General features: G+C 43.9%; 25 protein-coding genes and 1 pseudogene. 22 read left to right on the top strand and 4 right to left on the bottom strand.

Annotation, left to right across the window (positions count from 1 at the left end):
* The first annotated feature begins 9 nt into the window (after positions 1-9).
* From SALPA_RS00245 to SALPA_RS00225, 5 genes are all read left to right on the top strand, one after another.
* Complete coding sequence (locus tag SALPA_RS00245; RefSeq protein WP_145088366.1) at positions 10-570, top strand: Ig-like domain-containing protein; 561 nt, start codon at positions 10-12, stop codon at positions 568-570.
* Between the two features lie 112 nt (positions 571-682).
* On the top strand, positions 683-1489 hold the full coding sequence (locus SALPA_RS00240; RefSeq protein WP_145088364.1) for an Ig-like domain-containing protein: 807 nt from the start codon (positions 683-685) through the stop codon (positions 1487-1489).
* A gap of 28 nt (positions 1490-1517) precedes the next feature.
* Positions 1518-2291 (top strand): hypothetical protein, encoded by a 774-nt coding sequence (locus SALPA_RS00235; protein ID WP_145088362.1) that lies wholly within the window; start codon positions 1518-1520, stop codon positions 2289-2291.
* Positions 2275-2484 (top strand): hypothetical protein, encoded by a 210-nt coding sequence (locus SALPA_RS00230; protein ID WP_145088360.1) that lies wholly within the window; start codon positions 2275-2277, stop codon positions 2482-2484. Before SALPA_RS00235 ends, SALPA_RS00230 begins: the two co-directional genes overlap by 17 nt.
* 39 nt (positions 2485-2523) lie before the next feature.
* On the top strand, positions 2524-4566 hold the full coding sequence (locus SALPA_RS00225; protein WP_145088358.1) for a (Fe-S)-binding protein: 2043 nt from the start codon (positions 2524-2526) through the stop codon (positions 4564-4566).
* Positions 4567-4834: 268 nt separating this feature from the next.
* On the opposite strand, the gene SALPA_RS00220 is transcribed toward SALPA_RS00225, so the two are convergent.
* Positions 4835-5251: a MarR family winged helix-turn-helix transcriptional regulator gene (locus SALPA_RS00220; protein WP_222427783.1), complete on the bottom strand. Its 417-nt coding sequence runs from the start codon at positions 5249-5251 to the stop codon at positions 4835-4837.
* Between the two features lie 744 nt (positions 5252-5995).
* On the opposite strand from SALPA_RS00220, the pseudogene SALPA_RS30665 reads away from it, so the two are divergent.
* From SALPA_RS30665 to SALPA_RS00195, 5 genes and pseudogenes are all read left to right on the top strand, one after another.
* Positions 5996-6394: pseudogene (locus SALPA_RS30665) on the top strand (M23 family metallopeptidase); the annotation flags it as partial.
* A 35-nt stretch (positions 6395-6429) separates the two neighbouring features.
* The gene (locus tag SALPA_RS00210; RefSeq protein ID WP_145088352.1) at positions 6430-6783 is read left to right on the top strand and encodes an arsenate reductase family protein; all 354 of its coding nucleotides are present in this window, start codon (positions 6430-6432) and stop codon (positions 6781-6783) included.
* A 108-nt stretch (positions 6784-6891) separates the two neighbouring features.
* Positions 6892-7143, top strand: a complete 252-nt coding sequence (locus SALPA_RS00205) for a hypothetical protein (RefSeq protein WP_145088350.1) — start codon at positions 6892-6894, stop codon at positions 7141-7143.
* A gap of 344 nt (positions 7144-7487) precedes the next feature.
* Positions 7488-8129 carry a glucosaminidase domain-containing protein gene (locus tag SALPA_RS00200; protein ID WP_145088348.1) on the top strand — a complete coding sequence of 214 codons (642 nt, stop codon included), beginning with the start codon at positions 7488-7490 and terminating at the stop codon, positions 8127-8129.
* A complete protein-coding gene (locus tag SALPA_RS00195) occupies positions 8126-9082 on the top strand; it encodes a DUF1848 domain-containing protein (protein WP_255450695.1) in 957 nt (318 codons plus the stop codon). Before SALPA_RS00200 ends, SALPA_RS00195 begins: the two co-directional genes overlap by 4 nt.
* A 116-nt stretch (positions 9083-9198) precedes the next feature.
* Here the strand turns inward: SALPA_RS00195 and SALPA_RS00190 are convergent, their stop codons facing one another.
* Positions 9199-9597, bottom strand: coding sequence for a hypothetical protein (locus SALPA_RS00190; protein WP_145088344.1), 399 nt, complete (start codon positions 9595-9597; stop codon positions 9199-9201).
* Positions 9598-9751: 154 nt separating this feature from the next.
* Between SALPA_RS00190 and SALPA_RS00185 the strand changes: the two genes are divergently transcribed.
* From SALPA_RS00185 to hydG, 6 genes are all read left to right on the top strand, one after another.
* Positions 9752-10441, top strand: a complete 690-nt coding sequence (locus tag SALPA_RS00185) for a response regulator transcription factor (RefSeq protein WP_145088342.1) — start codon at positions 9752-9754, stop codon at positions 10439-10441.
* Complete coding sequence (locus SALPA_RS00180) at positions 10425-11825, top strand: cell wall metabolism sensor histidine kinase WalK (protein ID WP_145088340.1); 1401 nt, start codon at positions 10425-10427, stop codon at positions 11823-11825. Before SALPA_RS00185 ends, SALPA_RS00180 begins: the two co-directional genes overlap by 17 nt.
* Positions 11826-11865: 40 nt before the next feature.
* Entirely contained in the window at positions 11866-13869 is a 2004-nt protein-coding gene (locus tag SALPA_RS00175; RefSeq protein ID WP_145088338.1) for a molybdopterin-dependent oxidoreductase, read from the top strand.
* Between the two features lie 137 nt (positions 13870-14006).
* The gene (locus SALPA_RS00170) at positions 14007-15782 is read left to right on the top strand and encodes a carbon starvation protein A (protein WP_145088336.1); all 1776 of its coding nucleotides are present in this window, start codon (positions 14007-14009) and stop codon (positions 15780-15782) included.
* A gap of 409 nt (positions 15783-16191) precedes the next feature.
* Complete coding sequence (locus SALPA_RS00165; protein WP_145088334.1) at positions 16192-16458, top strand: TM1266 family iron-only hydrogenase system putative regulator; 267 nt, start codon at positions 16192-16194, stop codon at positions 16456-16458.
* A gap of 17 nt (positions 16459-16475) precedes the next feature.
* The gene (gene hydG / locus SALPA_RS00160) at positions 16476-17894 is read left to right on the top strand and encodes a [FeFe] hydrogenase H-cluster radical SAM maturase HydG (protein WP_145088332.1); all 1419 of its coding nucleotides are present in this window, start codon (positions 16476-16478) and stop codon (positions 17892-17894) included.
* Between the two features lie 201 nt (positions 17895-18095).
* On the opposite strand, the gene SALPA_RS00155 is transcribed toward hydG, so the two are convergent.
* The gene (locus SALPA_RS00155) at positions 18096-19244 is read right to left on the bottom strand and encodes an efflux RND transporter periplasmic adaptor subunit (protein ID WP_186450829.1); all 1149 of its coding nucleotides are present in this window, start codon (positions 19242-19244) and stop codon (positions 18096-18098) included.
* 155 nt (positions 19245-19399) lie between these two features.
* Here SALPA_RS00155 and mscL point away from each other — a divergent pair, with 155 nt between their 5' ends.
* The 6 genes from mscL to SALPA_RS00125 all read left to right on the top strand — a co-directional run bounded on the left by mscL (position 19400) and on the right by SALPA_RS00125 (position 24511).
* Positions 19400-19840: a large-conductance mechanosensitive channel protein MscL gene (gene mscL / locus SALPA_RS00150; protein WP_145088328.1), complete on the top strand. Its 441-nt coding sequence runs from the start codon at positions 19400-19402 to the stop codon at positions 19838-19840.
* Between the two features lie 179 nt (positions 19841-20019).
* Complete coding sequence (locus SALPA_RS00145) at positions 20020-20622, top strand: TetR/AcrR family transcriptional regulator (RefSeq protein ID WP_186450828.1); 603 nt, start codon at positions 20020-20022, stop codon at positions 20620-20622.
* Positions 20612-21586 carry an HlyD family secretion protein gene (locus SALPA_RS00140; protein ID WP_255450694.1) on the top strand — a complete coding sequence of 325 codons (975 nt, stop codon included), beginning with the start codon at positions 20612-20614 and terminating at the stop codon, positions 21584-21586. The genes SALPA_RS00145 and SALPA_RS00140 overlap by 11 nt, the downstream gene beginning before the upstream one ends.
* Complete coding sequence (locus tag SALPA_RS00135; RefSeq protein ID WP_145088324.1) at positions 21583-22485, top strand: ABC transporter ATP-binding protein; 903 nt, start codon at positions 21583-21585, stop codon at positions 22483-22485. The genes SALPA_RS00140 and SALPA_RS00135 overlap by 4 nt, the downstream gene beginning before the upstream one ends.
* Positions 22485-23390 carry an ABC transporter ATP-binding protein gene (locus SALPA_RS00130; RefSeq protein WP_145088322.1) on the top strand — a complete coding sequence of 302 codons (906 nt, stop codon included), beginning with the start codon at positions 22485-22487 and terminating at the stop codon, positions 23388-23390. Before SALPA_RS00135 ends, SALPA_RS00130 begins: the two co-directional genes overlap by 1 nt.
* Entirely contained in the window at positions 23387-24511 is a 1125-nt protein-coding gene (locus SALPA_RS00125) for an ABC transporter permease (protein ID WP_145088320.1), read from the top strand. The genes SALPA_RS00130 and SALPA_RS00125 overlap by 4 nt, the downstream gene beginning before the upstream one ends.
* A 56-nt stretch (positions 24512-24567) precedes the next feature.
* Here the strand turns inward: SALPA_RS00125 and SALPA_RS00120 are convergent, their stop codons facing one another.
* Positions 24568-24765 (bottom strand): hypothetical protein, encoded by a 198-nt coding sequence (locus tag SALPA_RS00120; RefSeq protein ID WP_145088318.1) that lies wholly within the window; start codon positions 24763-24765, stop codon positions 24568-24570.
* Positions 24766-24863: the final 98 nt, after the last annotated feature.

Here is a 24863-nt window from a genome sequence, read left to right as displayed (position 1 = left end):
GTGAAGTAAATGATTAGCAAATTAAAAGTCAAATTGATAAGTGCGTTATTTACCATCTTATTGCTGCAAGTAGCTGCTTTTGCTTATGCGCAAGGGGACGGAGGCGGACAGGGTAAGTCGTTCAACTTAATCTCTGTTACTATGGTAGATGGTGGAGATCTGCAAGCTGCCACTGATATATCGGTGGAACCGACATTCAAATTACATTTTAATAAAAATGCAGTTTTTAACTGGGAACATAATAGTAAATGTGTTAGCCTTATTTCTCAGGACAATGAAAATATACCGATCAGTGCAACCAAGCTAGATGATAGTGTTGATCTTAGCCAAAGGCAAAATATATATGTGCAACCGGTGAATTCCCTCAGGCCAGGTACTGCTTATTACTTAAAGATTTCCCCAAAAATAAAAGCTAAGAACGGTGCCACGCTTGGTGGAACCAACGGGGACGAGATAGTTATTACCTTTAAGACCAAGGGGGAGGCGACTGTGCAACCGCCCCAGTCTGCTAAGTCTGGTGATATACAGTCTGATACCGCTGCCCCTCCGGCTAATTCTGGTACGCTATAAGACTCTGAACAGTAAGGATAGTGAATAAACCGCCGAAAACGCCAGGGAAAAAGTTGGCGCTTTTGGCGGGTAGACAATATAAGGGGTACTAAATTTTGCGCGGGGTGAGAACATGCTTGGCAAAGTAAAATGGAAGCCGATAAGTGCGATATTGATTATTTTGTTTATGCAAGTAGCTGCTTTTGCCTATGCTGAAGGGGGAAATCAGGCAGCTTCACCAGGGGTGCCAGGTCAAAAATCATTCAATTTAGCAACTGTTACTCTGGTAGGCGGCGGTAATGTGGAAAATGCCGTAGATGTCCCTATAGACGCCAAATTAAATTTGCAATTTGATAAAAATGTAGTAAATAGTCTTATCTGGGGAGTTAACAGTAAATGTGTTAGCCTTGTTTCTCAGGATGATGAAAATATACCGGTTAGTGTAACTAAGCTGGATGATACTATTGATTTTAGCCAAAGGCAAAACATCTTTGTGCAACCGGTGAATCCCTTACGTCCCGGTACTGCTTATTACTTAAAGATTTCCCCGGAATTAAAAGCTAAGAACGGCGCAACGCTTGGCGGAACAGGAATAACGATTGCCTTTAAGACCAAAGGCGAGGCGGTAGTACAACCGCCCCAGTCTGCTACTGAGCCGGATGACATACAGCCTGCCGCCGCTACCCCGGCCACCCCGGCTAACGTCGTTGCGCCTAATGACCTGAGTGGTAAGGACAAGCAATTGCCGGCGGAAAAACCAGAGCAACAGCAAGCTGCTGCCAATACGGCCGCAGCTACAGAAACAAGTATTCAGGATTTGGATAATAAACCCAAGGAAATAACAGCAAACCTTACTAATTGGATAACTCCTATTGGAATTGTCTTAGTTGCCGGGTGGATTGCCTTTGAAATACTGATAAAAAGGAACAGGAAACAATAGAGATGAATGGATAAGAGGGGTGAGTTTTATGAAACTTCTTGTATGTATTGATGACACCGATAGTATTGACAGTAGAGGAACGGGAACACTGGCTGAAATGATCGCAGGTGCTATTGAAGAACACAACTGGGGTAAATGCTCCTGGATTACCCGCCACCAATTATTGCTCGATCCGGCTATTCCCTATACCTCACATAATAGTTCAATGTGTTTTGTCGCTGATATCGAAAACGGCTGTCTTCAGCAGATTATTGACTATGCAGCTGAATTTCTCGTGAGGGAAAGTCAAGTCGAGGCCGACCCTGGCTTATGTGTAGCGGTAATTGATGATTCGCTTGATAAGCAGAGTTTGATAGATTTTGGCTACAAAGCCAAGCGGGAAGTGTTAACCAAAGCCGATGCCTATAGTTTAGCCAGAAAGTTGAACATTCATCTTTCCGAACATGGGGGCAATGGGCAAGGAATCATCGGAGCCTTAGCCGGGGTTGGCTTGCGGTTAAGTTACAACGATGGCCGGTTTAAGGGAACGCTAAAATTTGATGCTCCGGATAACATTATTACAGTGCAGGATTTTTGCGCTCATCCAGCTGTTGATGAAGTAAGAAGCTTGGAGGGCGCCTGTTTGGAGGCTGGTGAATTTGTCTTGTTGGAGAATATGGTTAAGCCGATTTTTATTGAAGGCAAGGCAGTGATTTTGGTTCAACAGTTAAATGACACTAATGAACGGGTTGGGTGGAAAACATGTTCCAAAAACCAACTTAGCGCCTATGAGGAGATGAGGACTCTTGTGGCTGATAAATGAAAAGGGTGCAAAAGAATTTAGCGGTGGCAAGCAAGATTGGACAGGTGCTGCCAGGATAGCGAAAAAATGTCTGAACTTTCGGGTTGATGTGGAAGAAGAAATGATAGCAGATGATACAATTTCCTGTTATAATTGTCGCTTTCGGCGCTGGACAATGCGTTCATTTGAATGTTGCAGTTCTAAGAGAAGATAGGCCCATTTCTTTAAATCTAATTACAAGTTGGGTGATTTTATGAAGATGACATTGATGGCTGTATTTGTCTTTTCCCTGATGACTGTAACCGCAGTGGGCTATTTTATCTACGGAGTTTTTCGCCGTTATCGTTTTACGCAATTAGGCCGAAGCGAAAACCGTCACAATCGTCCTGTTGAACGGTGGAAATATTTTTTTACTAACGTAGTTGCGCAAAGGAAGGTCCGGGAATACCCCGTGTTTGGTTTGTTTCACCTGTTCATAGTGTTCGGCTTTCTGATTTTATTGGTTGGTATGCCGAATATGGCCGCAGAAGGACTGTTTAATACCAATATTCACTATATAGGGGATAATTATTATTTTTTGTTTATAAAAGATATCTGTAATGCTTTGATCATAGTTGGCGTAGTAGGAGCTGCAACCCGCAGAACGGTCAGGAAGCCGGAATGGCTGAAGAACGGTGTCGCCGACTTTGTTAAACTTGGCTTGATTTTAGCCATTGTATTGACTGAGGTTGGTTTTCACGCTGTCCGGTTTGCCTTAGGGCAAGACCTGAATTTGATTACGGCTGCCCCGCTGGCTTTTGCCAGTTCACAGTTTTTTGTAAATAGTAATGAAGTTACTTTATATAAGGTTATGCCTATTTTCTGGTGGACTCATTTCCTGGCTGTATTTTCATTGTGTTTTATTATTCCTAATTCTTCGCATTTACACCTGGTTTTTGCTCCTTTTAACGCTTATTGGCATACCCTTGCTCCTAAGGGAGCTTTAAGTAAAATCCAACAGGACGGTAAGTGCAAAGCTGTTATTGGGGCCAACTACATGGAGGATTTTACCTGGAAGCAACTGTTTGATGTGTATTCCTGTGTTAAATGTGGCCGGTGTAATGGCCAATGTCCGGGGCAATTAAGTGGTGAACCGCTTAAACCACGGGCCATAAACGGTCGTCTGCGTAAACACATCGAAGCAAGAGCTCCCCGGTTGCTGAAGGGAAAAACTTCTGGGGCTATCACAAAACAAGAAATAGGTACAAAAACAGATAAAGCAAATAAAACAGATAAAAAGGCCAATGGAGATAAATTCAAAAAAAATCTGGCCGGGGGGTTGTTTGATCAGGAATTTATTTGGAGCTGCACAACCTGTGGGGCCTGCCTGGAGGCCTGCCCGGTATCCATTGAACATATTTCCAAATTAATTGATATGCGACGTTACCTGGTATTGACCGCAGGTAATATCAGTGAAGGCATGCAGCAAGTCTTTGCCGGGATCACCGGCCAGGGCAGTCCTTGGGGTTATAGTCGCAAAGAGGGTCTTCCATGGGCCAAGGAGTTGTCTGTACCTACTATTCAGGAAAATCCCCAGGCGGAATATCTCTATTACGCCGGTTGTGCAGCTGCTTTTGATGCCAAAGCGCAAAAAACGGCAGCAGCCTTTATAAAACTTTTACAGGCGGCTAACGTCAACTTTGCTGTTCTTGGTAGTTTGGAATGGTGCTGCGGGGATACTGCCCGGCGCATGGGCAATGAATTTCTCTTTGAAAAAGCAGTAAATGATAATATTGCTACTTGGAATAAGCTGAAGATTAAAAAGATCATCACTACTTGCCCGCATTGTTTTAACACCTTGAAAAATGAATATCCTCAATATGGCGGCGGGTTTGAAGTACTACACTACGCTGATTTTTTGGCGAACTTACTCCGGGAGGGGAAGTTGTTGGCTAATAAATCGTTTGCTAAGGTGGTTGTATTTCACGATCCTTGTTATTTAGGACGGTATAATGATGTATTCAGTCCGCCGCGGGAGGTTATCAAAGCGGTTCCTGAGATGCAGCTAGCAGAAATGCCGCGTTCAAAGCAGCGAGCTTTTTGCTGCGGGGCTGGTGGCGGTAGGATTTGGACAACGCCTACCGCCGACAATTTGATCACCGGTAATCGCGTCAAAGAAGCTGTTGCAACCGGGGCTGAAGTAATTGGGACTGCCTGTCCGTTTTGTAAAATGGTTTTCTCTGAAGCAGTGAAATTGGAAGGTTCTCATAATATTGAGGTTTTGGATATTGCCGAAATTTTAGCGGCGAGCTTATGATTTATGGCTATTAGGGCGAACAGCACGAAAGTTAAAGTTTATTGAACCACAGAGACGCAGAGTACGCAGAGGGAACGGCTTGACATGCATTTCCCTCTGCGTACTCTGTGTTCTCTGTGGTTATACATATCCCACGGCATAAACTGTGTTTTTCTTGGCGTTCTTGGCGGTTAAAAATCGGAAAATTTACTTTTGTATTTGCCGATATATCAAGCTGCCCTGGATGGCAGCTTGATTGCTCCGGGGTCTATCTGCAGCCCGGATGGCGTCAGTCATTATTTTGCTGCGGAAACTGTTTGACCAGTTTTTCCAGTAACATTATTAAGAACTGCTGTTCTTCCGGGGTCAAGTACCCGAGCGGACCGGCTAGCTTTTGGACAAATTTGGATTCTGACTTGTGAAACATGTTCTGTCCTTGATCAGTTAAGCGGATTATCCGCATTCTGGCGTCGGCGGCATCGGTAAATCGGGTAATGAGTCCGGCGTTCTCTAAGCGGTCAAGCATTTGTGACATGGTGGCGGGACGAACACCTATCGTTTTCGCAAGATCACCGGCACAACATTGCTTGCGGTCCCACACTGATTTCAAGATCCACCACTGAACCTTGGTAATAGGTGGTAATAGACGCTGGTCTGTTAAGTCAAACTTTGGGCTCCGTAATTTGCGGTTAATTTTATGAATCAAGGTGTATAGATGCTCGGTTTTATCATATGGAACCAAGGAATCACCTCAGTAAAATATAGTTAGCTGAACAAAAAAGTGAAACTAAATGAATGTAAAACGATAAAACTAATTTATATTGTAATGAACTATTCGTTCTTCTACATGTAAAATAAAAATCCTGCAAATTTTAACTATTTATTGAAAATTTTTGTAATTTGGTGAACTCATTTCAGCAAGGCTGAAACAGCGGGAATTCAGGTGGAGAGTCAACTCCGCCTGAACCGACGCCATATTTCTTGCATTATGTATAGCGAATAAGTGTTAAACGGTAATTGCGACAATATTCAGATTAAATCATCAAATGGTAAAATGGACGAGTTTCCGTTATAATGTAAATTAATCATGCTATGACTTTGATGGTTGGGCATAGCAGTTAGCTGCCTAGCTCTGTCAAAATGTTGTGGCTACTATATTTTTTCGGGAGGAGATACAGTAATGCATAGTTCGGATGAAACGCATAATGAGCAGAAAGTAGGCAGTAGGTGGATGAGAGCTATTTCTGTCAAATGGCTGATTCCGCTAATGTGCGTACTTATTATATTTGGGGTAGGGATTTTCACAAATCATCACCAGATAACTAGTGCGAGCAGTATTCCAACAACTGAGCAGGAACCTATTACGCAGGAACTTAGTAAACAGGGACCAATCCAGCCTAGTGGGAGTGGACAGGCTCAAGACCTTGAAAGTATTGCGAAGAAGGTTGCAAAGCTAGCAATTACGCCTTCTATTTGGCCGACAAGCGGAGATGTTACTTCTGGTTTTGGCTGGCGTAGTTCACCTTGGGGTGGGGGTAGTGAATTACATCCGGGGATGGATATTGCCAATAGTATCGGTACACCTATTTTTGCTACTGCTGATGGGGTTGTTGTACAAAGTGGCTGGTCTGGAGGCTATGGCAATATCGTGCAAATTGATCATGGCAATGGTATTGAAACAATATATGGTCATAATTCCAGCGTACTAGTTAATGCTGGTCAAAGCGTGAAAAAGGGTCAAATTATTTCCTATATGGGCAGTACTGGGAGAAGCACAGGACCACATGTTCATTATGAAGTCAGAGTAAATGGCAATGCTGTTGATCCTATTCGTTTTATGGTTCTATAGTAATTGCGATCAGTGAAGTAGAAGGAGGCGTGGGTATGATCACTTTTGTATGTTACCCGAAATGTACTACTTGCCAAAAGGCGAAGAAGTGGCTGGAGGATAATCAAATACCATACGAACAGCGGGATATTAAGGAACAAAACCCGACAGTAGCTGAGCTAGAAGAATGGCAAGCACGCAGCGGGCTGCCGCTTAGAAAATTTTTTAATACAAGCGGGATTTTGTACAAGTCCCTGGGTCTTAAGGATAAACTGTCAACCATGTCTGATTCGGAACAACTTGCGCTGCTTGCAACTGATGGTATGCTCGTCAAACGTCCTATTTTGATTACTGGCAACAAGGTTTTGGTGGGATTTAAGCACGCTGAGTGGGAACTGCTTACCTGTTAAAACCACTACAAAAATTACAAAACCGTTTTTCTCGTTAATCTAGACAGGCTAAGGTGATGGGACACTTGAAAATTTAGTGAATATACTAAATCAAGGAGGGATACTTTTATGCAATCCCACAACGTTCCAGATTGTTGTACTGTTTTGTGCCTGGAGGAATTAGAAAAAAAAGCGAGAAGATTAGCCAATTCGACTAAAACGACCGTAGCTGCTGGCAACTCTATTGTGATTTTTACAATGTTAATATTAGAAGAGATTCTTGAACAACTTGCTTTAGACCCGATTACTAATTTGGCCAGCATTATCGTGGTAGCGAATAGTATTGCAAGTTTGAATAATAGCGTAAAAATTGATCCGTAAGAAAAGGGTAATGGTCGTAGTCTAAGTACCCTAAAAGTTCTTCTTATGTACCCAAGAAAAATGTACGATACTACATATAGCAACAGTGCAGAAATTCATTTGACCGTACAAGTTGTAAAAAGGGATGTGAGTGGCATGCTGGATATAACCCTTCACAATTCTTCGTTCAATAACTCCTCGCCTCTAAGTTCTCAGTATGCACTAAGATAAAGCAGCGGTGATTTCTCTTTAAAGTCGCCTGGACTTTTGGTTTAGGCGACTTTTTTAATTTGAAATAGCAGAACAGGCTAGAGGAATGCAGACTTTCTGTGGAGAATGCAGATTGATGTGAAGCAGATAGTCTGATGAAAATCTATGGGGGAAATGAAATGCGTATTCTGGTGTTAGTTGCTAGCGTTTTATTTGTTTTTATGCCGGTGGCGCTTGCTGGGTCACCGCTAATGGGGGATGAACTTAACAGCAACACGGTGTTTGATTTATCAATTATGGGGCCGCCGCTGGCGACCAAGGAGCAATGTCTGCAGTACCTGTTTAGCAAGAATCCATTTCCAGCGCTTACTGTTTCAGCGGAAGAATTAGTCGACGATTTTTATACTGAGGCAACAGACGAAGGCATCCGGCCTGACGTTGCATTTGCCCAGGCGTTGAATGAAACTGGTAATTTTAAGTATGGCGGTGATGTGATACCGCTACAAAACAATTATTGTGGTTTAGGGACAGTTGGCGATGGGGGACGGGGAGCATGGTTTATTTCAGCGCAAATCGGTGTCAGAGCTCAGATACAGCATCTGTTAGGTTATGCGTCCACAGAACCGCCGAAGAAAGAAATTGTTGATCCCCGGTACAATCTTTTAAAATGCAGCAAGAACTTTGGCGGAGCGAAAACCTGGACTGAACTTAATGGTAAATGGGCTGTTCCAGGTACGACCTACGGGCAAAAGATTTTGAAAATCCATGCGAAAATTATGCGCGAAAAAACTGATTGACAAATGGTGAAAACATGATAATCAGTGCAAGCAGAAGGACCGATATACCGGCTTTCTATTCGGAATGGTTTGTAAATCGCTTGAAGGCTGGTTATGTATATGTAAGAAATCCGATGAATCCTAAACAAATCAGCAAAATACCGCTTAACACCGAGGATATTGATTGTATTGTGTTTTGGACAAAAAACGCAGCACCAATGTTCGATAAGTTAGATAGGATAGACGCGCTCGGCTATCAGTATTATTTTCAATGGACGATGACTCTATATGGTAAAGATATCGAATATAATCTGCCTGAAAAAGCAAAGGTTATTGACAGCTTTAAAGTACTCAGTAATAAAATAGGCAGTCATCGTACCATATGGCGTTATGATCCTATCATTGTCAGTCAACAGTTTACGATAGAATATCATGTCCATACCTTTGCCAAGATGTGCCACTTGCTAAAAGGGTATACTAACAAGTGTATTTTTAGCTATGTTGATTTGTATGCCAAAACCTGCAAGAATGCAAAAGGCATTATTGACAGCGAGGTTGATATACTGAGCATGTTAAAAATAGCGGAAGAGTTTGCTGAGATTGCCAGGCTGAATAACATCTCCCTCGAAACTTGCTCTGAGCAAATTGAGCTTAGTCAATTTGGCATAAGGCATGCCGCCTGCATTAATAAGCACACTATTGAGACGATTATTGGCTATGCTATTGATAGGAAAAAGGCAAAGGGACAGCGTGAATATTGTCAGTGCATTGATAGCGTAGATATCGGCGCCTATGATTGCTGCCCGCATGGTTGTGTTTATTGCTATGCCACCGCCAGCGAAAAGGCTGTGCTTGAAAATAGGAAGCGGCATGATGTTAATTCACCGCTGCTTATTGGCAGACCTTGTGCAACCGATAAAATTACAGAACGGATCGTAAAAAACTTGAAGAATTCGCAAATGGTACTATTTTAATTTTTCTGCAAGAGTTCTAAGCTAAAGAAACAAAGCAGGCGACTTCTTATGAAGCTGCCTGCTTTGTTTCTTTTTAATGTCAAATGCGACTTAGTAATACCTGGGTTGGCTGCGGCTTAGCGACGGCCATCTTCATGGTAACCACCTGGCTCATGATGAGCATTCCCATGTCCACGCATATGATCGGGCCCAAACCGTGCTTTGGGGCCAGGAGCAAAGCTGGCAGAGTAGAGGACATTGCCTTGCAGATTTTTCTGAATAAGAATTCGGTCACCAGGCTTAATAGCGGCGATATTTATCGGAGCGCCGGTTAAGTCAACTGTTTGGCTCCAGAAAAAATTGGCTACAGTAACTCTATTAGCGTCAACACCGGTGACCACACCCCGGATATGGAACATGGCATGCGCTCCTGCTGACAGCGCTGTTACCAGCAGCGCAGCAACCACCAGGCCTCCCAGCTTCTTTTTGTGGCGCTGTAACGTTTCTTTTGTGGCGGTAAAATATTCTTTAATCATTAAATGTAATCCCCTTTCGTGTTGTACTTTGGATATAGAATAACGAATAATCCTTATACTGCCATTAAAATATGATTAAAATATGATTAGAAATAGCTTGCTGCGCTTTTCTTTTAGTTGAAGACATGGTTTCATATAGTAAGGGGGGGTATATATGACGACTGATAAACGAATTCTAATTGTCGAAGACGAGTATAAAATTGCCCGGTTCCTTCAACTGGAATTAGAGCATGAGGGATATCAGACACTGATTGAAACCAATGGTCGCCGTGCTTTGGACCGGATAGTTCAGGAAACTTTTGATTTGGTGGTGCTTGATGTTATGCTGCCCGAACTTGATGGGCTGGAAATCTGCCGGCGTGTCCGGGAGTTGTCTGATATGCCGATAATTATGGTCACTGCCAAAGATGCGATTGAAGATAAAGTCCTGGGGTTAGATACGGGTGCGGATGATTATTTGACCAAACCCTTTGCTGTTCAAGAGTTATTTGCCCGTATTCGGGTCGCACTCCGTAAAAACAAGGAAACGCACAATGAATTGACGGCTGACACGCTCACAATTGGCGATCTGACCTTATATCCCTCGCGATATGAAGCTGAGGTCAGCGGTCAACCAGTGTCCTTAACAAAAAAGGAGTATGACTTGCTGGAATATCTTATTCGCAATAAGCACATTGTAATGAGCCGTGATCGCATCCTCCACGAGGTGTGGGGCTATGATTATACTGGCGATACCAATGTGGTTGATGTCTATATCCGTTATTTACGCGGTAAGTTAGATGAAAAATATGGACAAAAATATATTTACACCGTCCGGGGAGTAGGTTATGTGGTCAAAGAGTAAGCATAGGTTGACAAAATTGCCGGTATCCATAAAATTAACGCTTATCTATGCTGTAATTTTGTTTTGTATTTTACTCCTGACTAGTTTGTTAACTATGGGTGGGGTAAAGCTTTTTCTCGTCACCCAAGCGCAAAAAGACTTGGATAGCAGCCGGGAGAATGTTATTCGCTATCTAGCAGCAGGCAATCTAATCGATCAGCAGTTGTTAGAGCAGGATTTGTTAGCAACAGGCGTATTGTTGCGGATCTTTGATGAACAAAACCGCTTACTGTTAGACAATGCTCCCTACCTGCGGAATTTTGAACATAGACCGCCCCGGCATCGGGAACTGTTGTCAGATAAGAAAAAAGGTTTTCATAATTTCCCTGCTGACGATGACCTTTATGGACAACAGCTTGTGTGGTCTGGCGGCCGCCAATACACTTTGCAGTTTATCAGACCACTTTCTGCTGAGTTCCACTTTCTCCGTATTTTGGCAGCCAGTTTGGCTGGAACAAGCTTGCTTGGGTTAGTAATCGCTATTGCTGCCGGCCTTTATATCAGCCGCAGGATCCTGCGGCCTGTACGCGATATGACCGAAGCTGCCAAGTTGATTGAAATCGACAACCTGGAAAAGCGGCTCAGGGTCAGCGAAGCAGGAGATGAGCTGTCCAAACTAGCCACAACGTTTAACCATATGTTAAACCGGATTCAAGCCGGTTTTGAGCAGCAGCGCCGGTTTGTCAGCGATGCTTCCCATGAGCTGCGTACGCCGATAACTGTTATCAGTGGGTATGCTGATATGCTTGACCGCTGGGGCAAACAGGATGAGGCCATATTGACAGAAGGTATCAGTGCGATACAATCAGAAGCGAGCAATATGCATGTATTACTGGAAAAATTGCTGTTTTTGGCCCGTGCCGACCAGGGTAAGCAGGTAGTAAATAAAACGCCGCTCGCAATCGAACGGCTTATCGACGAAGTTGTGCGTGAGACTAGGATAATTGCCCCTGAGCATCAGGTAGAATTAGCCGGTAATGCCCCAGCCATTATTCAGGCCGATGGAGCCTTGATTAAACAAATGCTCCGGATTTTTTTGGAAAACAGTGTAAAGTATACTCCGGTTGGGGGAACGATCCGTATTACGTCTGAGCACCAGGGTACTCAGCTTGCTATTACTGTACAGGACGACGGTATCGGCATACCAGTCGAGGAGCAAACCCGGATATTTGACCGGTTTTACCGTGTGGATAAATCCCGTACTAAGGCCACCGGTGGAACTGGGCTGGGGTTATCCATTGCCAGTTGGATTGCCGAGCAGCATAATAGCAGTATTCGGGTGGAAAGCAAGGTTGGACAAGGAACGGCCATTACTGTACTGTTGCCGCTAGAACAAGGAAAATAAATTATTTCATTGCCAGAAAAATAGTAAAGGAGAGTCGCATATGAAGAAAATAGTACGCTCAGTCTGCCCCTATGATTGCCCGGATACATGTGGTCTGCTTGTCCATGTAGCTGATGGCAGGGTTGTCAAGGTGGAGGGCGATCCGGATCACCCATTTACAAGAGGAACACTGTGTCCGAAGATGGTTCATTATGAACGAACAGTCCATTCAGAGCGGCGAATCGCCACGCCCTTGCGGCGGATTGGCAGTAAGGGGAGTGGCAAATTTGCGCCGATTTCCTGGGAGGAAGCCTTTGAGCGAATTACAGCAAACTGGAAGGGAATTATTGCTCAGTATGGAGCCGAGGCCATACTGCCCTATTCCTATGCTGGGACCATGGGGGTTGTGCAGCGCAGCGCCGGACATCCGTTCTTCTATAGCCTAGGTGCTTCACGCCTGGAGCGAACGATTTGTTCCCCAGCCAAAGGATATGGCTGGAATGCTGTTATGGGGCAGACAATGGCGCCTCATACCAATGAGATTCATAGCAGCGATTTGATTATTCTTTGGGGTATTCATGCGCTGGCAACCAATATTCATAGTATGCATGATATAAATATTGCCAAAAAACAAGGAGCCAAGGTGTGGCTAATTGATACTTATGAGACACCTACAGCAAAAATCGCTGATCGAATGATTATTGTTCGTCCAGGTACTGATGGTGCTTTGGCACTCGGTATGATGCATGTAATAGCACGGGAGAACCTGGCGGATAAGGATTTTATAGGTCAATATGTACAAGGATATGAGGAATTAGTAACAACTGTTTTGCCGAAGTATTCACCTGAGCTAGTTAGTGAGATAACCGGTATTGCTGTTGGCACAATTGAAGAGATAGCCAGGCAGTATGCGACAGCAGGGGCTCCTTTTATTCGGATGGGCAGCGGTTTATCCCGTTATAGCAATGGCGCAATGAATGTTAGAACAATTACTTGTTTGCCTGGAGTGGTCGGTGCCTGGGGAAAACCGGGGGGAGGACTGTTGACTGGTACATCTACCGATGCGGCTTTTGCGAGTACCATGGTAACTCATGAGGAGTTTCAGGAACAGCCAACGCGAATGGTCAATATGAATAAACTGGGTCAGGCTCTAAATGAAGTGGTTGTTCCCCCAATTAAGAGTCTGTATGTATATCATTCCAACCCTGCAGCCATTGCTCCTGATCAGAACCAGGTATTACAGGGATTGGCGCGGGAGGACTTGTTTACTGTTGTTCATGAACGTTTCATAACTGATACGGCGAAATATGCTGATATCGTTTTACCGGCAACTACCTCACTCGAACACAGCGATATGTACCGCTCCTACGGAAACTACGTAATGCAGCGCGCCTATCCTGCAATTTTGCCAGTAGGACAAGCAAAATCCAACTGGGAGGTATTTTCTTTGCTGGCAGACGCAATGGGGATTAATAAACCTTTCTTTAAACAGTCAGCTGATGATTTAATTGATGCTATTTTGGCTAAACCATCTTCCTGGCTGGTAAGCGCTCAGCTCGAAACATTGCGGGAAGGACGACCACTGGAATTACTGCTGCCTGAAGGTTACAAGACTCAGTTTAGGACTCCATCAGGAAAAATAGAAATTCTCAATCCCCGGGAAGACGATATTTTGCCTAACTATACAAAGCCGCACGGGGATGATGCCGAATTTTGGCTGGTTAATGCGCCTGATATGCGCTTGTTAAACTCATCGTTTAATGAAAGAGCAGACCTGACCAAGAACAATAAAATGCTTTTGCAAATGAATCCGGAGGATGCCGGAAAAATGGGGCTGAAAGAGGATCAATTTGTTATTGCCAGCAACGAACGTGGCGAGGTAGCTTTTACATTACGAATTTCAGCTAACATTCCGCCTGGGATTGTTGTCACTGAAGGAGTATGGTGGCTTGAACATGCTCCAGGCAATCGTTCAGTCAATACTCTGACCTCACAGCGCTTAACAGATAAGGGAAATGGAAGCACATTTTATGATGTCAAAGTGAATGTGAGAGCATCACAGTAGCTCATTTCTATTCACCCGGTGATATTTCTATTCATATATCATTTTAGATCATTCATATAAATTGTATTTATTAATGCGAATTTTTACCTTATATTTATTTTAGTAAATAATTTAATAAATTTAAGGAGGCAAGCTTTATGAATGGTCTTTATCTTGTTATTATTTCGGCTTTGGTGCTAACTCTTTGCTATCGTTATTATGGCGCCTTCATTGCAGCGAAAGTTTTGGCACTTGATACTAAGCGCCCGACTCCGGCTGTTGTCCACGAAGACGGTCATGACTATGTACCCACAAATAAATGGGTAACTTTCGGACATCATTTTGCCGCTATTGCTGGTGCTGGTCCACTTGTTGGGCCGGTACTTGCAGCACAGTTCGGTTATTTGCCGAGCACTCTCTGGATACTTATTGGTGCCTGCATGGGCGGTGCAGTCCATGATATGATTATCCTATTTGCATCTGTTCGCCATGACGGTCGTTCTATCGCCGAAATTGCCAAAGCTGAGATCGGCAATTCCGCTGGTTTAGCTGCTGCAATTGCCGTCATTTTCATTCTGGTTATTACCATGGCAGGTATGGGCATTGCCGTTGCCAATGCCTTGTTTAACAGTCCGTGGGGTGCATTTACGGTTGGTGCAACTATTCCAATTGCACTCTTTATCGGCGTCTACATGCGCTATCTGCGTCCTGGTCATATTGGTGAAGCATCTTTTGTTGGTGTGGTTATGGTTATTGCTGCTGTATTTGGCGGAGCTTGGGTTCAGGGCTCTTCATGGGCACCTTTGTTCACACTTAGCCGTACACAATTAGATATTATTCTTCCTGTATATGGTTTTATTGCTGCTGCACTTCCTGTATGGCTCTTATTAGCACCGCGTGATTATTTGAGCACCTATATGAAAATCGGCACCATCGGTGCTTTGGCTATCGGGATTATCATTGTTAATCCGCAAATCCATATGCCGGCAATTACTCAGTTTGTCAGTGGGGGCGGCCCGGTTGTTCCCGGTCCTGTCTGGCCGTTTGTTTGTATCACTGTTGCCTGTGGGGCAATTTCCGGATTTCACTCCATTATTGCCACCGGTACAACACCAAAAATGATAACTAACGAAAGCGAAATTTTACCAATCGGTTTTGGGGCCATGCTTGCTGAAGCCTTTATAAGTATTATGGCGCTGATTGCAGCAACCAGCTTGATTCCTGCCGATTACTTTGCCATTAACAGTGCTCCGGCAGTATTTGCAAAACTGGGGATGAATGTTCAGGAACTTCCAATCTTAGCACAACTGGTTGGTGAAGATATTGCCGGTCGTCCAGGTGGCGCAGTATCACTTGCAGTGGGTATGGCGCATATTTTTGCCCAAATCCCTGGCTTGGAAAGCTTTATGTCCTTCCTGTATCATTTCGCGATCATGTTTGAAGCTTTGTTCATTTTAACGATTATTGATGCTGGTACTCGGGTTGGCCGCTACTTATTACAAGAAGTTGGTGGCATGGTGTACAAGCCACTTGCTGACGCACATTGGATTCCAGGTATCATCTTCACTAGTGCTTTAATTTCTTTCGCCTGGGGTTATCTGCTATTTGGCGGTTCGATTGCATCCATTTGGCCATTATTCGGCCTTTCTAACCAATTGCTTGCCAGCATGGCGTTAACTATTGGCACTACCATGTTGCTGCGGATGGGGAAAGCAAAATATCTGTGGGTTACACTTATTCCCCTTTGCTTTATGCTTGTAACAGCAATGACCGCAGGTTTCTACAATATATTTGAATTCTACGTACCAAAAGCGCAATGGTTATTGGCTGGTGCCAGTGTAGTAATGATGATTCTCATCGTCTTTGTTATCGTTGATGCCGTAAAAGTATGGTTTTCGATAAAACCTGCTAAAGATGTAGAAGAAGTGATGTAGTTAATGTCTGACAGGCTCACGGCGGCTGCCAGACAGTAGTAGACAAACTCCTGCCAAATTGTTTGGCAGGAGTTTGTCTTTGTATATGAGGAAGTAATACAGGTAAAAGAAATGTGAGTATTGTTTTTTATCTGAAAATATGTTACGATTTAGTCAATATTTAGGTAAGCTGTTTAAGATGAAATGAGTTTCATTTTTTCTTGCGGCAAACCATAGGTAAATTGTTAAAACAAAGTATCGTGCTGATTGCATGAGGGTTCGTCCCAAATGAGAAGGCGAGAGAATAGGTGTAATTTAGGGAGAAGCATAGCCTTGGATATTGCTTCCCTTAATCATTGACGTCTATCCTTGTGGCCTTTTGAGTCACAAGGATTTTTTATATTATATTTTTAAGGAGCTAAAAAGCCTTATGGAAACAAGGATTGCGCTTATTGGAATTGTGGTTGAAAACAAGGATTCCGTCAAAAAGATAAATGATATTCTTCACGAATATGGCGAGTACATTGTAGGGAGAATGGGAATTCCTTATTCCAAACGTAATGTTTCAGTAATTAGTATTGTCATGGATGCTCCCAATGATATTATCAGTGCTCTCTCCGGCAAGTTAGGAATGATTCCCCACGTCAATAGTAAAACCGTGTATTCTAAGCTATCTCCAATCGCAGATAAACAATAATAAAAGGAGTGTTTCTAATGTATAATTGTAAATCAAAAATTGCTACTGAATTTATTGACGACCAGGAAGTGTTGGATACGCTGGCTTTTGCTCAACAAAACAAAAGCAATCGTGAACTTATTGACAGCCTTATAGAACGTGCCAGGGATTGCAAAGGTCTGACTCACCGTGAAGCGGCTGTGCTGCTGGAGTGTGACTTAGAAGATGAGAATGAAAAAATGATGTCATTGGCAAAAGAAATCAAGCAAAAGCTTTATGGAAACCGTATTGTAATGTTTGCTCCGTTATATCTTTCTAACTACTGTATAAATGGCTGTGTATACTGCCCTTATCATTTTAAAAATAAAAATATTTCCCGCAAAAAGCTTTCACAAGAGGATATTGTACGTGAGGTAACTGCTTTACAGGACATGGGGCATAAGCGGCTGGCGTTGGAAACAGGCGAAGACCCTGTTAATAATCCGATTGAATATGTTTTGGAAAGCATCAAAACTATTTACAGTATTAAACATAAAAATGGTGCTATTCGCCGTGTTAATGTCAATATTGCCGCAACAACTGTGGAAAACTACCGTAAACTCAAGGAAGCAGGCATTGGGACCTATATTCTTTTCCAGGAAACCTATAATAAAAAAGCCTATGAAGAGCTGCACCCAACCGGGCCAAAGAAAGACTATGCCTACCATACTGAAGCTATGGATCGTGCCATGGAAGGCGGGATTGACGATGTTGGCATAGGCGTCTTGTTTGGCTTAAATATGTACCGCTATGATTTTGTTGGTCTGCTTATGCATGCTGAACATTTAGAGGCGGCTATGGGAGTTGGCCCGCATACCATCAGTGTTCCGCGGATTCGCCCTGCGGATGATATTGACCCCGAAAACTTTAGCAATGCTATTTCTGATGATATATTCGCCAAAATAGTAACTGTGCTCCGGATTGCTGTTCCGTACACCGGTATGATTGTTTCTACCCGTGAATCCCAAAAAACCCGTGAGCGGGTGCTGGAATTAGGCATATCCCAAGTCAGCGGCGCTTCCAGTACTAGTGTTGGTGGATATTATGAAAAAGAAGCAGAAGACGATAATTCGGCTCAGTTTGATGTAAATGACAGCCGTACTCTGGATGAAGTTGTAAATTGGCTGTTGACTTTGGGGTATATTCCCAGCTTCTGTACGGCTTGCTACCGTGAAGGACGTACAGGTGACAGGTTTATGAGTCTGGTAAAGACAGGACAAATTGCCAACTGTTGTCAGCCGAATGCCCTTATGACGCTTAAGGAATACTTAGAGGACTATGCTTCGGCAGATACCAAAGCAAAGGGTGAGGCCGTAATTGCCAACGAAATTCCCCGTATTACCAATGAAAAAGTTCGTAAGATTGCCATTGAGCATTTGACAGAACTTAACGATGGAAAACGCGACTTCCGCTTCTAAGGCTGTTTACGTGCTACTGCATAGAAACCGCCGGCCTGTGTAAGGTCTGGCGGTTTCTTGTTGAAATTTTTTTGTATTTTTTGCGCTTTTATAATTCTTTTCTAACAATATTCATGTATGCTATAAAAGTCATTAGGAAACGCATCCCTATGACATGACCTCTTACGTCTTACCTTTGGGTGAGGCGATTTTTTTATTTTTTTAAGGGAGTGCTACTGCATCGCCATCTTTTAGATTGTTTATACCACTGGTTATAATGCGGGCCTGCTCCGGTAAACTGGAAGTGATTTCTACGAAGTCATTGATAGTGGCGCCTACATCTACCTGCTGCCGGACGGCTTTGCCATCAATGGCCAGGTACAAATAGTTGAGTTCCTGGTCTTGAAAAACGGCTGATAGCGGTACGGCACGAACAGGTACTGAATTGCCGGTTTTCAGATGAACTTGTACCGGGAGTTCTGCTTTGAGAAGGCCATTGGTATTATCGACCCTGATATGGGCAAGGAATGATGGCGTGTCAGTCCCAACTACCGGATAAATGGCTTCGACTTGACCGGTGAGCGATTGAGGTACTGAATCATTGACTACAATTTCAGCCAGGGTGCCTGAGGAGACAAGATATAAATCCTTTTGTTCAAGGTGAACAACGACGCGAACATCGCCACCAGTGTCTAATACCATTAGCTGCTGGCCTGTCTGGACTGTTTTCCCGTTAGCGGCGGCAAGTCCGGTGACTTTGCCGCTAATTGGAGCAGTAAGGTTAACCGAGCCAGGCAGTCGTGTGGAGCTGCTGGAAGACGCTGTATCTTGGGTATCCTGGGTGCTGGATAAGGCTTCGCGCGCAGCTTGTAAGCGGGCGGACACATCTTCAAATTGCCGGCGTGCAATGCCGCCTACTTGATACAATTTCTGATAACGGTCATATTCTTTGGCAATATTGTCATAATTGGCTTGGGCCTGCTGCCGTGAACCCTCATTTTGACTGGACGGAATAGGATTAGCTGCTGTTTCTATGCCGGCAGATGCTGCGGAGCCTTCAATATGAGCAAGCAATTGTCCGGCTTGTACCTGCTGGCCTTCGGCTACAGTTACCTCACTGAGGTGCCCGGAAATTTCGGCACTAATTATGACTGCCTGGCGGCTTTGAACAGAACCGGGCAGTATGATTGCTGCTTCTTTATTTATGATACTGACAGGTGCAGTTGTAACAGTGACTGGTCCTTGCTGTTGCGGTACAACATGTCCAAATGAAAAAAGACCGAAGTAGCGGACTCCCAATAGCCCTGCTATGAGGAGGACGGTTATCACGAGGGGTGGGATATACTTGGCTGGTACAGAAATTTTATTCATAGACTTCATCTCCAAATGCAAAAGTATACTACTATAGTCCTACTTTTTTCTTTGTACGTCAAGCTTGGGATAAATTCTGTGACAGTGTTTTTCATCGACAAGTGGTACAATTTACGATATATTCTAGTTAAAATACATTTTGGGAGGTTAAGAATATGGTTAAAGAGTTTGTCAAATTTGCAATGCGGGGAAATGTTCTTGATTTAGCTGTAGGTATTATCATTGGGGCTGCTTTTGGGAAAATAGTGTCTTCTTTTGTTAATGACATTTTAATGCCGGTGGTGGGGTTACTGTTAGGAAAGGTGGATTTTTCTAATTTATTTATCAACTTATCAGGCACCAATTATCCTACCCTTGCAGCGGCGAAGGCAGCTGGTGCGGCTACTTTAAATTATGGTTTATTTATTAATAGCATTGTTGATTTTACAATTGTAGCTTTTGCAATTTTTCTTTTGATAACCCAGATAAACCGGATATGTGCCAAGCCGAAAGAAGCACCGGCAGCGCCGGCAACCAAGGAATGTCCGCATTGCTTCTCTAGTATTAATAGCAAGGCTACGCGTTGCCCCAATTGCACCTCTGTGTTCGATAAATAGATAACAGGCTTAAGCAAATTCCTATTTTCTCCGATAGTATTAAATAAAGGAAGGGTACCGCAGGTGCTCTTCCTTTTTGGTTTTTCAAAAAAAGAGGGTGAGGTTTTTCTTGACAAGGATAATGCTGCTGGCTACAATTTAATCAATCGATTAATTAATTGAGTGAGGGGAGTGGATTTGTGGAAAAAGATACAAGAGATAAATTGATTGAGGCTGGGGAGAAATTATTTTCCGCAAGAGGGTTGGCCGGGGTATCGATACGGGAGCTGTCACAAGAAGCTGGCGCAAATAGTGCTTTGATATCCTATCATTTTGGCGGGAAAGAGAGTTTGTATTCGGCAATTCTTGAAAAGCAGTTTTCGCCTATTGGAATATTGTTGGACTCTGTTTCGGGGATAAAGGCTTCACCGACCGAAAAAATCATCAAGTATGCACAAGGTGTAACCATGGTACATGGTAAAATGCCCTTTTTTACTAAATTTCTTATGGGCGAGATTATTAGTCCCTCCCGCTTTTTCGAACCGCTTATTCAAAAGTATATTCACCGCGTCTACGGGTTTTTGACAAATACAATACGCGAGGGAATTGATTGCGGTGAATTTCGTAAGGATATGGATGTTAATGCCGCAGCCTTGGCCTTGGCAGGTATGTTGAACTTTTATTTTATTTCCCGTCCTATTTCGCGGCGCTTTGTGCCTGATGGTACTGTACAGGGGGAAAATTTTGTTGTGCAAGCAGTAGAAATTTTTTTGAGTGGGGTGAAAGAGTGTGGTGATAAATAAAAAAATACTGGTTGGTGTTCTGCTTGCCCTGCTGGTAGCAGGGGGGGCGGCGTATAAGTATCTAAGACCAGCGGAAACCGGTATTACGGCTACAGGCACAATCGAAGTAACGCGGGCCGATGTTATGCCAAAGGTGAACGGTTATTTGTCAGGACTAGAGCTAAAGGCCGGCGATGCGGTTGAGGCTCAGCAAAAGGTTGCCAAGATAACCAGAGCAGATTTGGAAGCCCAGGTTGTCAGGGATGAAGCCGCACTTGCCAAGGCGGCTGCGCAACTGCGGGATTTGGAAGCCGGGCCGCGAAGCCAGGAGCGGCAAGAGCTAAGTGCTCTGCTGGATTCGGCCCGCTCGACGTATGAAAAAACCAGACAGGATTATGAACGCTATCAAAGCCTGTATCAATCTGGCGCAATTTCGCTGCAGCAGCTGGATACCGCCCGTTCCAACATGGAAGTGGCTTATGGTAGTATGATTGCAGCTAATCAACGGCTAAGTCTGGGAAATGAAGGCAACCGGCCGGAAGCTATTGAAGCGCAGCGCCTGGAACTGGAGCGCAGTAAGGCGGTGCTGGCAGCTAGCAAGGTATTATTAGAAGATACGGTGGTCATCAGTCCGATCAACGGATTAATTCTCTCTAAAAATTTTGAAAACGGTGAGTATGTTAATCCGGGAGCCGCCATTTTGACAGTGGGGGATATGACTGATTGTTGGGTAAAGATATATGTGTCTTCAACCCAATTAGGATTGATTGCTATTGGGCAGGAGGCTAAAGTGAAAGTAGATTCTTTTCTGGGCAGAGTATTCCGCGGAGAAATCAAAGAAATTAGCCAAAACGCCGAGTTTACTCCCCGTCAGAGTATTACACAAAGCGAGCGGGCCAATCTGGTGTTTGCGGTCAAGGTACAGCTTGATAATGCCGAAGGGATTTTAAAGCCTGGTATGCCAGCTGATGTGGTGCTTAAATGATTACCCTTACCAATGTTACCAGAAGGTTTGGGGCTTTGACGGCTGTAGATAATCTTAGTATGAAGGTTGCGGCCGGGACAATCTTTGGCTTGGTGGGGCCTGATGGTGCAGGCAAGACTACGACAATTCGTATGATTACCGGTATTATGGCAGTAACATCAGGCAGTATAAGTCTGCTTGGCAGTGAAAATGCCGAGAGTGTAAAAGCTCAAATCGGCTATGTGCCGCAAAAATTCAGTCTGTACGGTGATCTCACTGTTATGGAAAACATTCGCGTTATCGGAGCTTTATACGGAGCAGATAAGCAGCGGATAAATGAGTTGGGAACGGAAATTTTGGCTTTTACTAACCTGTTGCCCTTCAAGGACCGTTTGGCTGACAATTTGTCAGGTGGTATGAAACAAAAGCTGGCCTTGGCTGCCGGGCTCATGCATCGGCCGAAAGTCTTTTTTCTGGATGAGCCTACCACAGGTGTTGACCCTGTTTCCCGGCGAGAGTTTTGGCAAATGCTGTACCGGCTGAACAAAGAAGGCATGACAATCTTTGTTTCTACCCCTTATATGGATGAAGCTGAGCTGTGTACACAGGTGGCATTTATGAATCAGGGCCAGCTTGTGGCCTGCGATACGCCCGCCCGCTTGAAGGCGGCATATCCTTTCCGTCTGCTGGAGCTTAAAGCGGAGGGTAAACAGATAAAAAAACTGCTGGCAAAGTGTCCGATTCTGGACATTAATGCATTTGGCGATCATTATCATTTGGTAACTGCACCTAATGCCGAAGTTAATCTGTCAGTTGAAGCCGCGCTACAGGCAGACGGAGTGACAGGATATGCTCTCCGTGAGATTTCACCGACGTTAGAGGATATATTTGTTCACCTGGCAGGGGGAGGGGAACCGTAATGTATGCTGTAGAAACAGAAAACCTTACCCGGGTTTTCGGCGATTTTGTGGCTGTTAATCAGGTTAGCCTTAAAATTCCACAAGGCAGTATTTATGGTTTTTTGGGGCCTAATGGTTCGGGAAAATCGACGACCATTCGCATGTTATGCGGAATTTTAGCCCCCACGAGTGGGAGTGGGCAGATCCTGGGGCTGGATTTGGCAGCACAAGCCGAAGCGATTAAAGAAAAAATCGGCTATATGTCACAAAAGTTTAGTTTGTATGACGACCTGACAGTGATTGAAAACCTTGAGTTTTATGCTGGTTTGTATAGTTTGCAAGGGCCTCAGCGGCAGGAGCGGATAGAGCATATGCTGGACATGGCCAGACTGAAAGACCGTCGGCAGGAAATGACGGCAAACCTTGCCGGTGGTTGGAAGCAGCGACTGGCATTAGGCTGTTCTATTTTGCATGAGCCGTCGATTTTATTTTTGGATGAACCAACAGGTGGCGTTGATCCTAAGTCCCGCCGCATGTTTTGGGATATTATTTATGAGCTGGCAAACCAAGGCACGACAGTGATGGTTACTACTCATTTCATGGATGAAGTCGAACATTGTGATGCTATCGGATTTATTTATGAAGGTAGTTTAATCGCAGACGACAAACCCGCCAATCTCAAACGCGATTTGCCAGGAACGCTGCTTGAAATTCCAACACAGGACCCCATGGGGTTGTTTAGTGAACTGGTGGCCGAGCAGCGCGAGGTTCTGGATGTGTATCCTTATGGAACCAGTGTCCATGTTCTCGTCGATGAAGCGCGATTAACAGATTATCAGAATTATGACTATCGGGTAATTATTCCGTCGCTTGAGGATGTTTTTGTTTACTATGTAAAGGCCAAACGTAAGGAGCTGAGCGTATGATTCGTCTGAGAGCCTTGCTAATTAAAGAGTTTATCCAAATGCGGCGTGACCGGTTGACTTTTGCTATGATGGTAGTCATGCCTATTTTGCAATTGTTGTTGTTTGGTTTTGCAATTAATACCGATGTCAAGCATTTATCTACGATTGTCTTTGATCAATCGCTGCAGCAAGAGGGGCGTGATTTGCTGTCTGCCTTTCAAGCCAGTCAATATTTTGATACGAAGTATGTGGCAAAAAATTATCAGGAAGTAAACGAGGCTGTTGAGAGCGGTAAGGCCAAGGTAGGCATTATTATTCCCCCGGATTATACGGACAGTATTAAGCATGGGCGCAGTGCAGCTGTTCAGGTCATTGTCGATGCCTCTGATTCAATGGCAGCCTCTTCGGCCATTTCGTCGGCGCAATTAATCGGGCAGCTGCGTTCCCAGGAAATACTGCTAAAACAGATGCAAATCTCGCAGGGAAAGCAGGTAACTTCGCCAATTGATATTCGCATTCGCCCCTGGTATAATCCTGACTTTATTTCTGCATTTTACATGGTGCCAGGTATATTAGGGATTATATTGACCATGACTATGGTCATGATTACCTCAATGGCTATTGTTCGTGAACGGGAGCGGGGTACACTCGAACAATTGATTGTAACGCCGATGAAATCCCATGAATTGATTCTGGGGAAAATCATTCCCTATATTTTTGTTGGTTATGTTCAGGCTACCTTAGCGCTGGTAGTAGGCGCATTGGTGTTTGCTGTGCCGATGAAGGGCAGTATTGTCTTGCTTTACAGTTTGACCACACTATTTATTATTGCTTCTTTGTCTTTGGGAGTGCTCATTTCAACGGTAACCAGGACTCAGATGCAGGCTATGCAAATGTCTTTTTTTGTATTTCTGCCTAGCGTGCTGTTATCTGGGTTCATGTTTCCCCGGGAAGCTATGCCGCAGCTTTTCTACCAGTTGGGGCATTTGCTGCCACTGACTTTCTATCTGGAAATACTGCGAGGAATTGTTCTTAAAGGGATTGGCATCAATTTCCTGTGGTCGCAGGTCTTTGCCCTGATTGTATATATTCTGGTAGCTTTGTCTATCAGTATCGTGAAGTTTCAAAAAAAGATTGCCTAGACCCACATAAAAAAATCCGCGTTCGCTTAGTGAACGCGGATTTTTTTAATACTTACTTATTTACTATAAGTGTTCAGATAATTTAGCCCTAATTGCTCGTACAGCTCGAGATGCTCAATAACAGCAAGTTCTTGGTTACTGCTTAAGTTGCTGATGATGCCAATACCAATCGCTTCTTTAATTATACTTTCAATTTCAAAGGTGCAATAGCCTAAAAAATTTAAGCGTTTAATTAATGATATAATACGTTTCATATCTAGTTCCTCCTTAATTCTAAATGGGTAATCAGCCGCAATTACCTTCGACTACTACCAATTACTAATTAGAACAAAGAGAATTCGGAAAGCTACTT

It is taken from the genome of Sporomusa sp. KB1 (genome assembly GCF_007830295.1).
GTDB lineage: Bacteria > Bacillota > Negativicutes > Sporomusales > Sporomusaceae > Sporomusa.
This window is presented reverse-complemented; position numbering and strand designations above follow the sequence as displayed.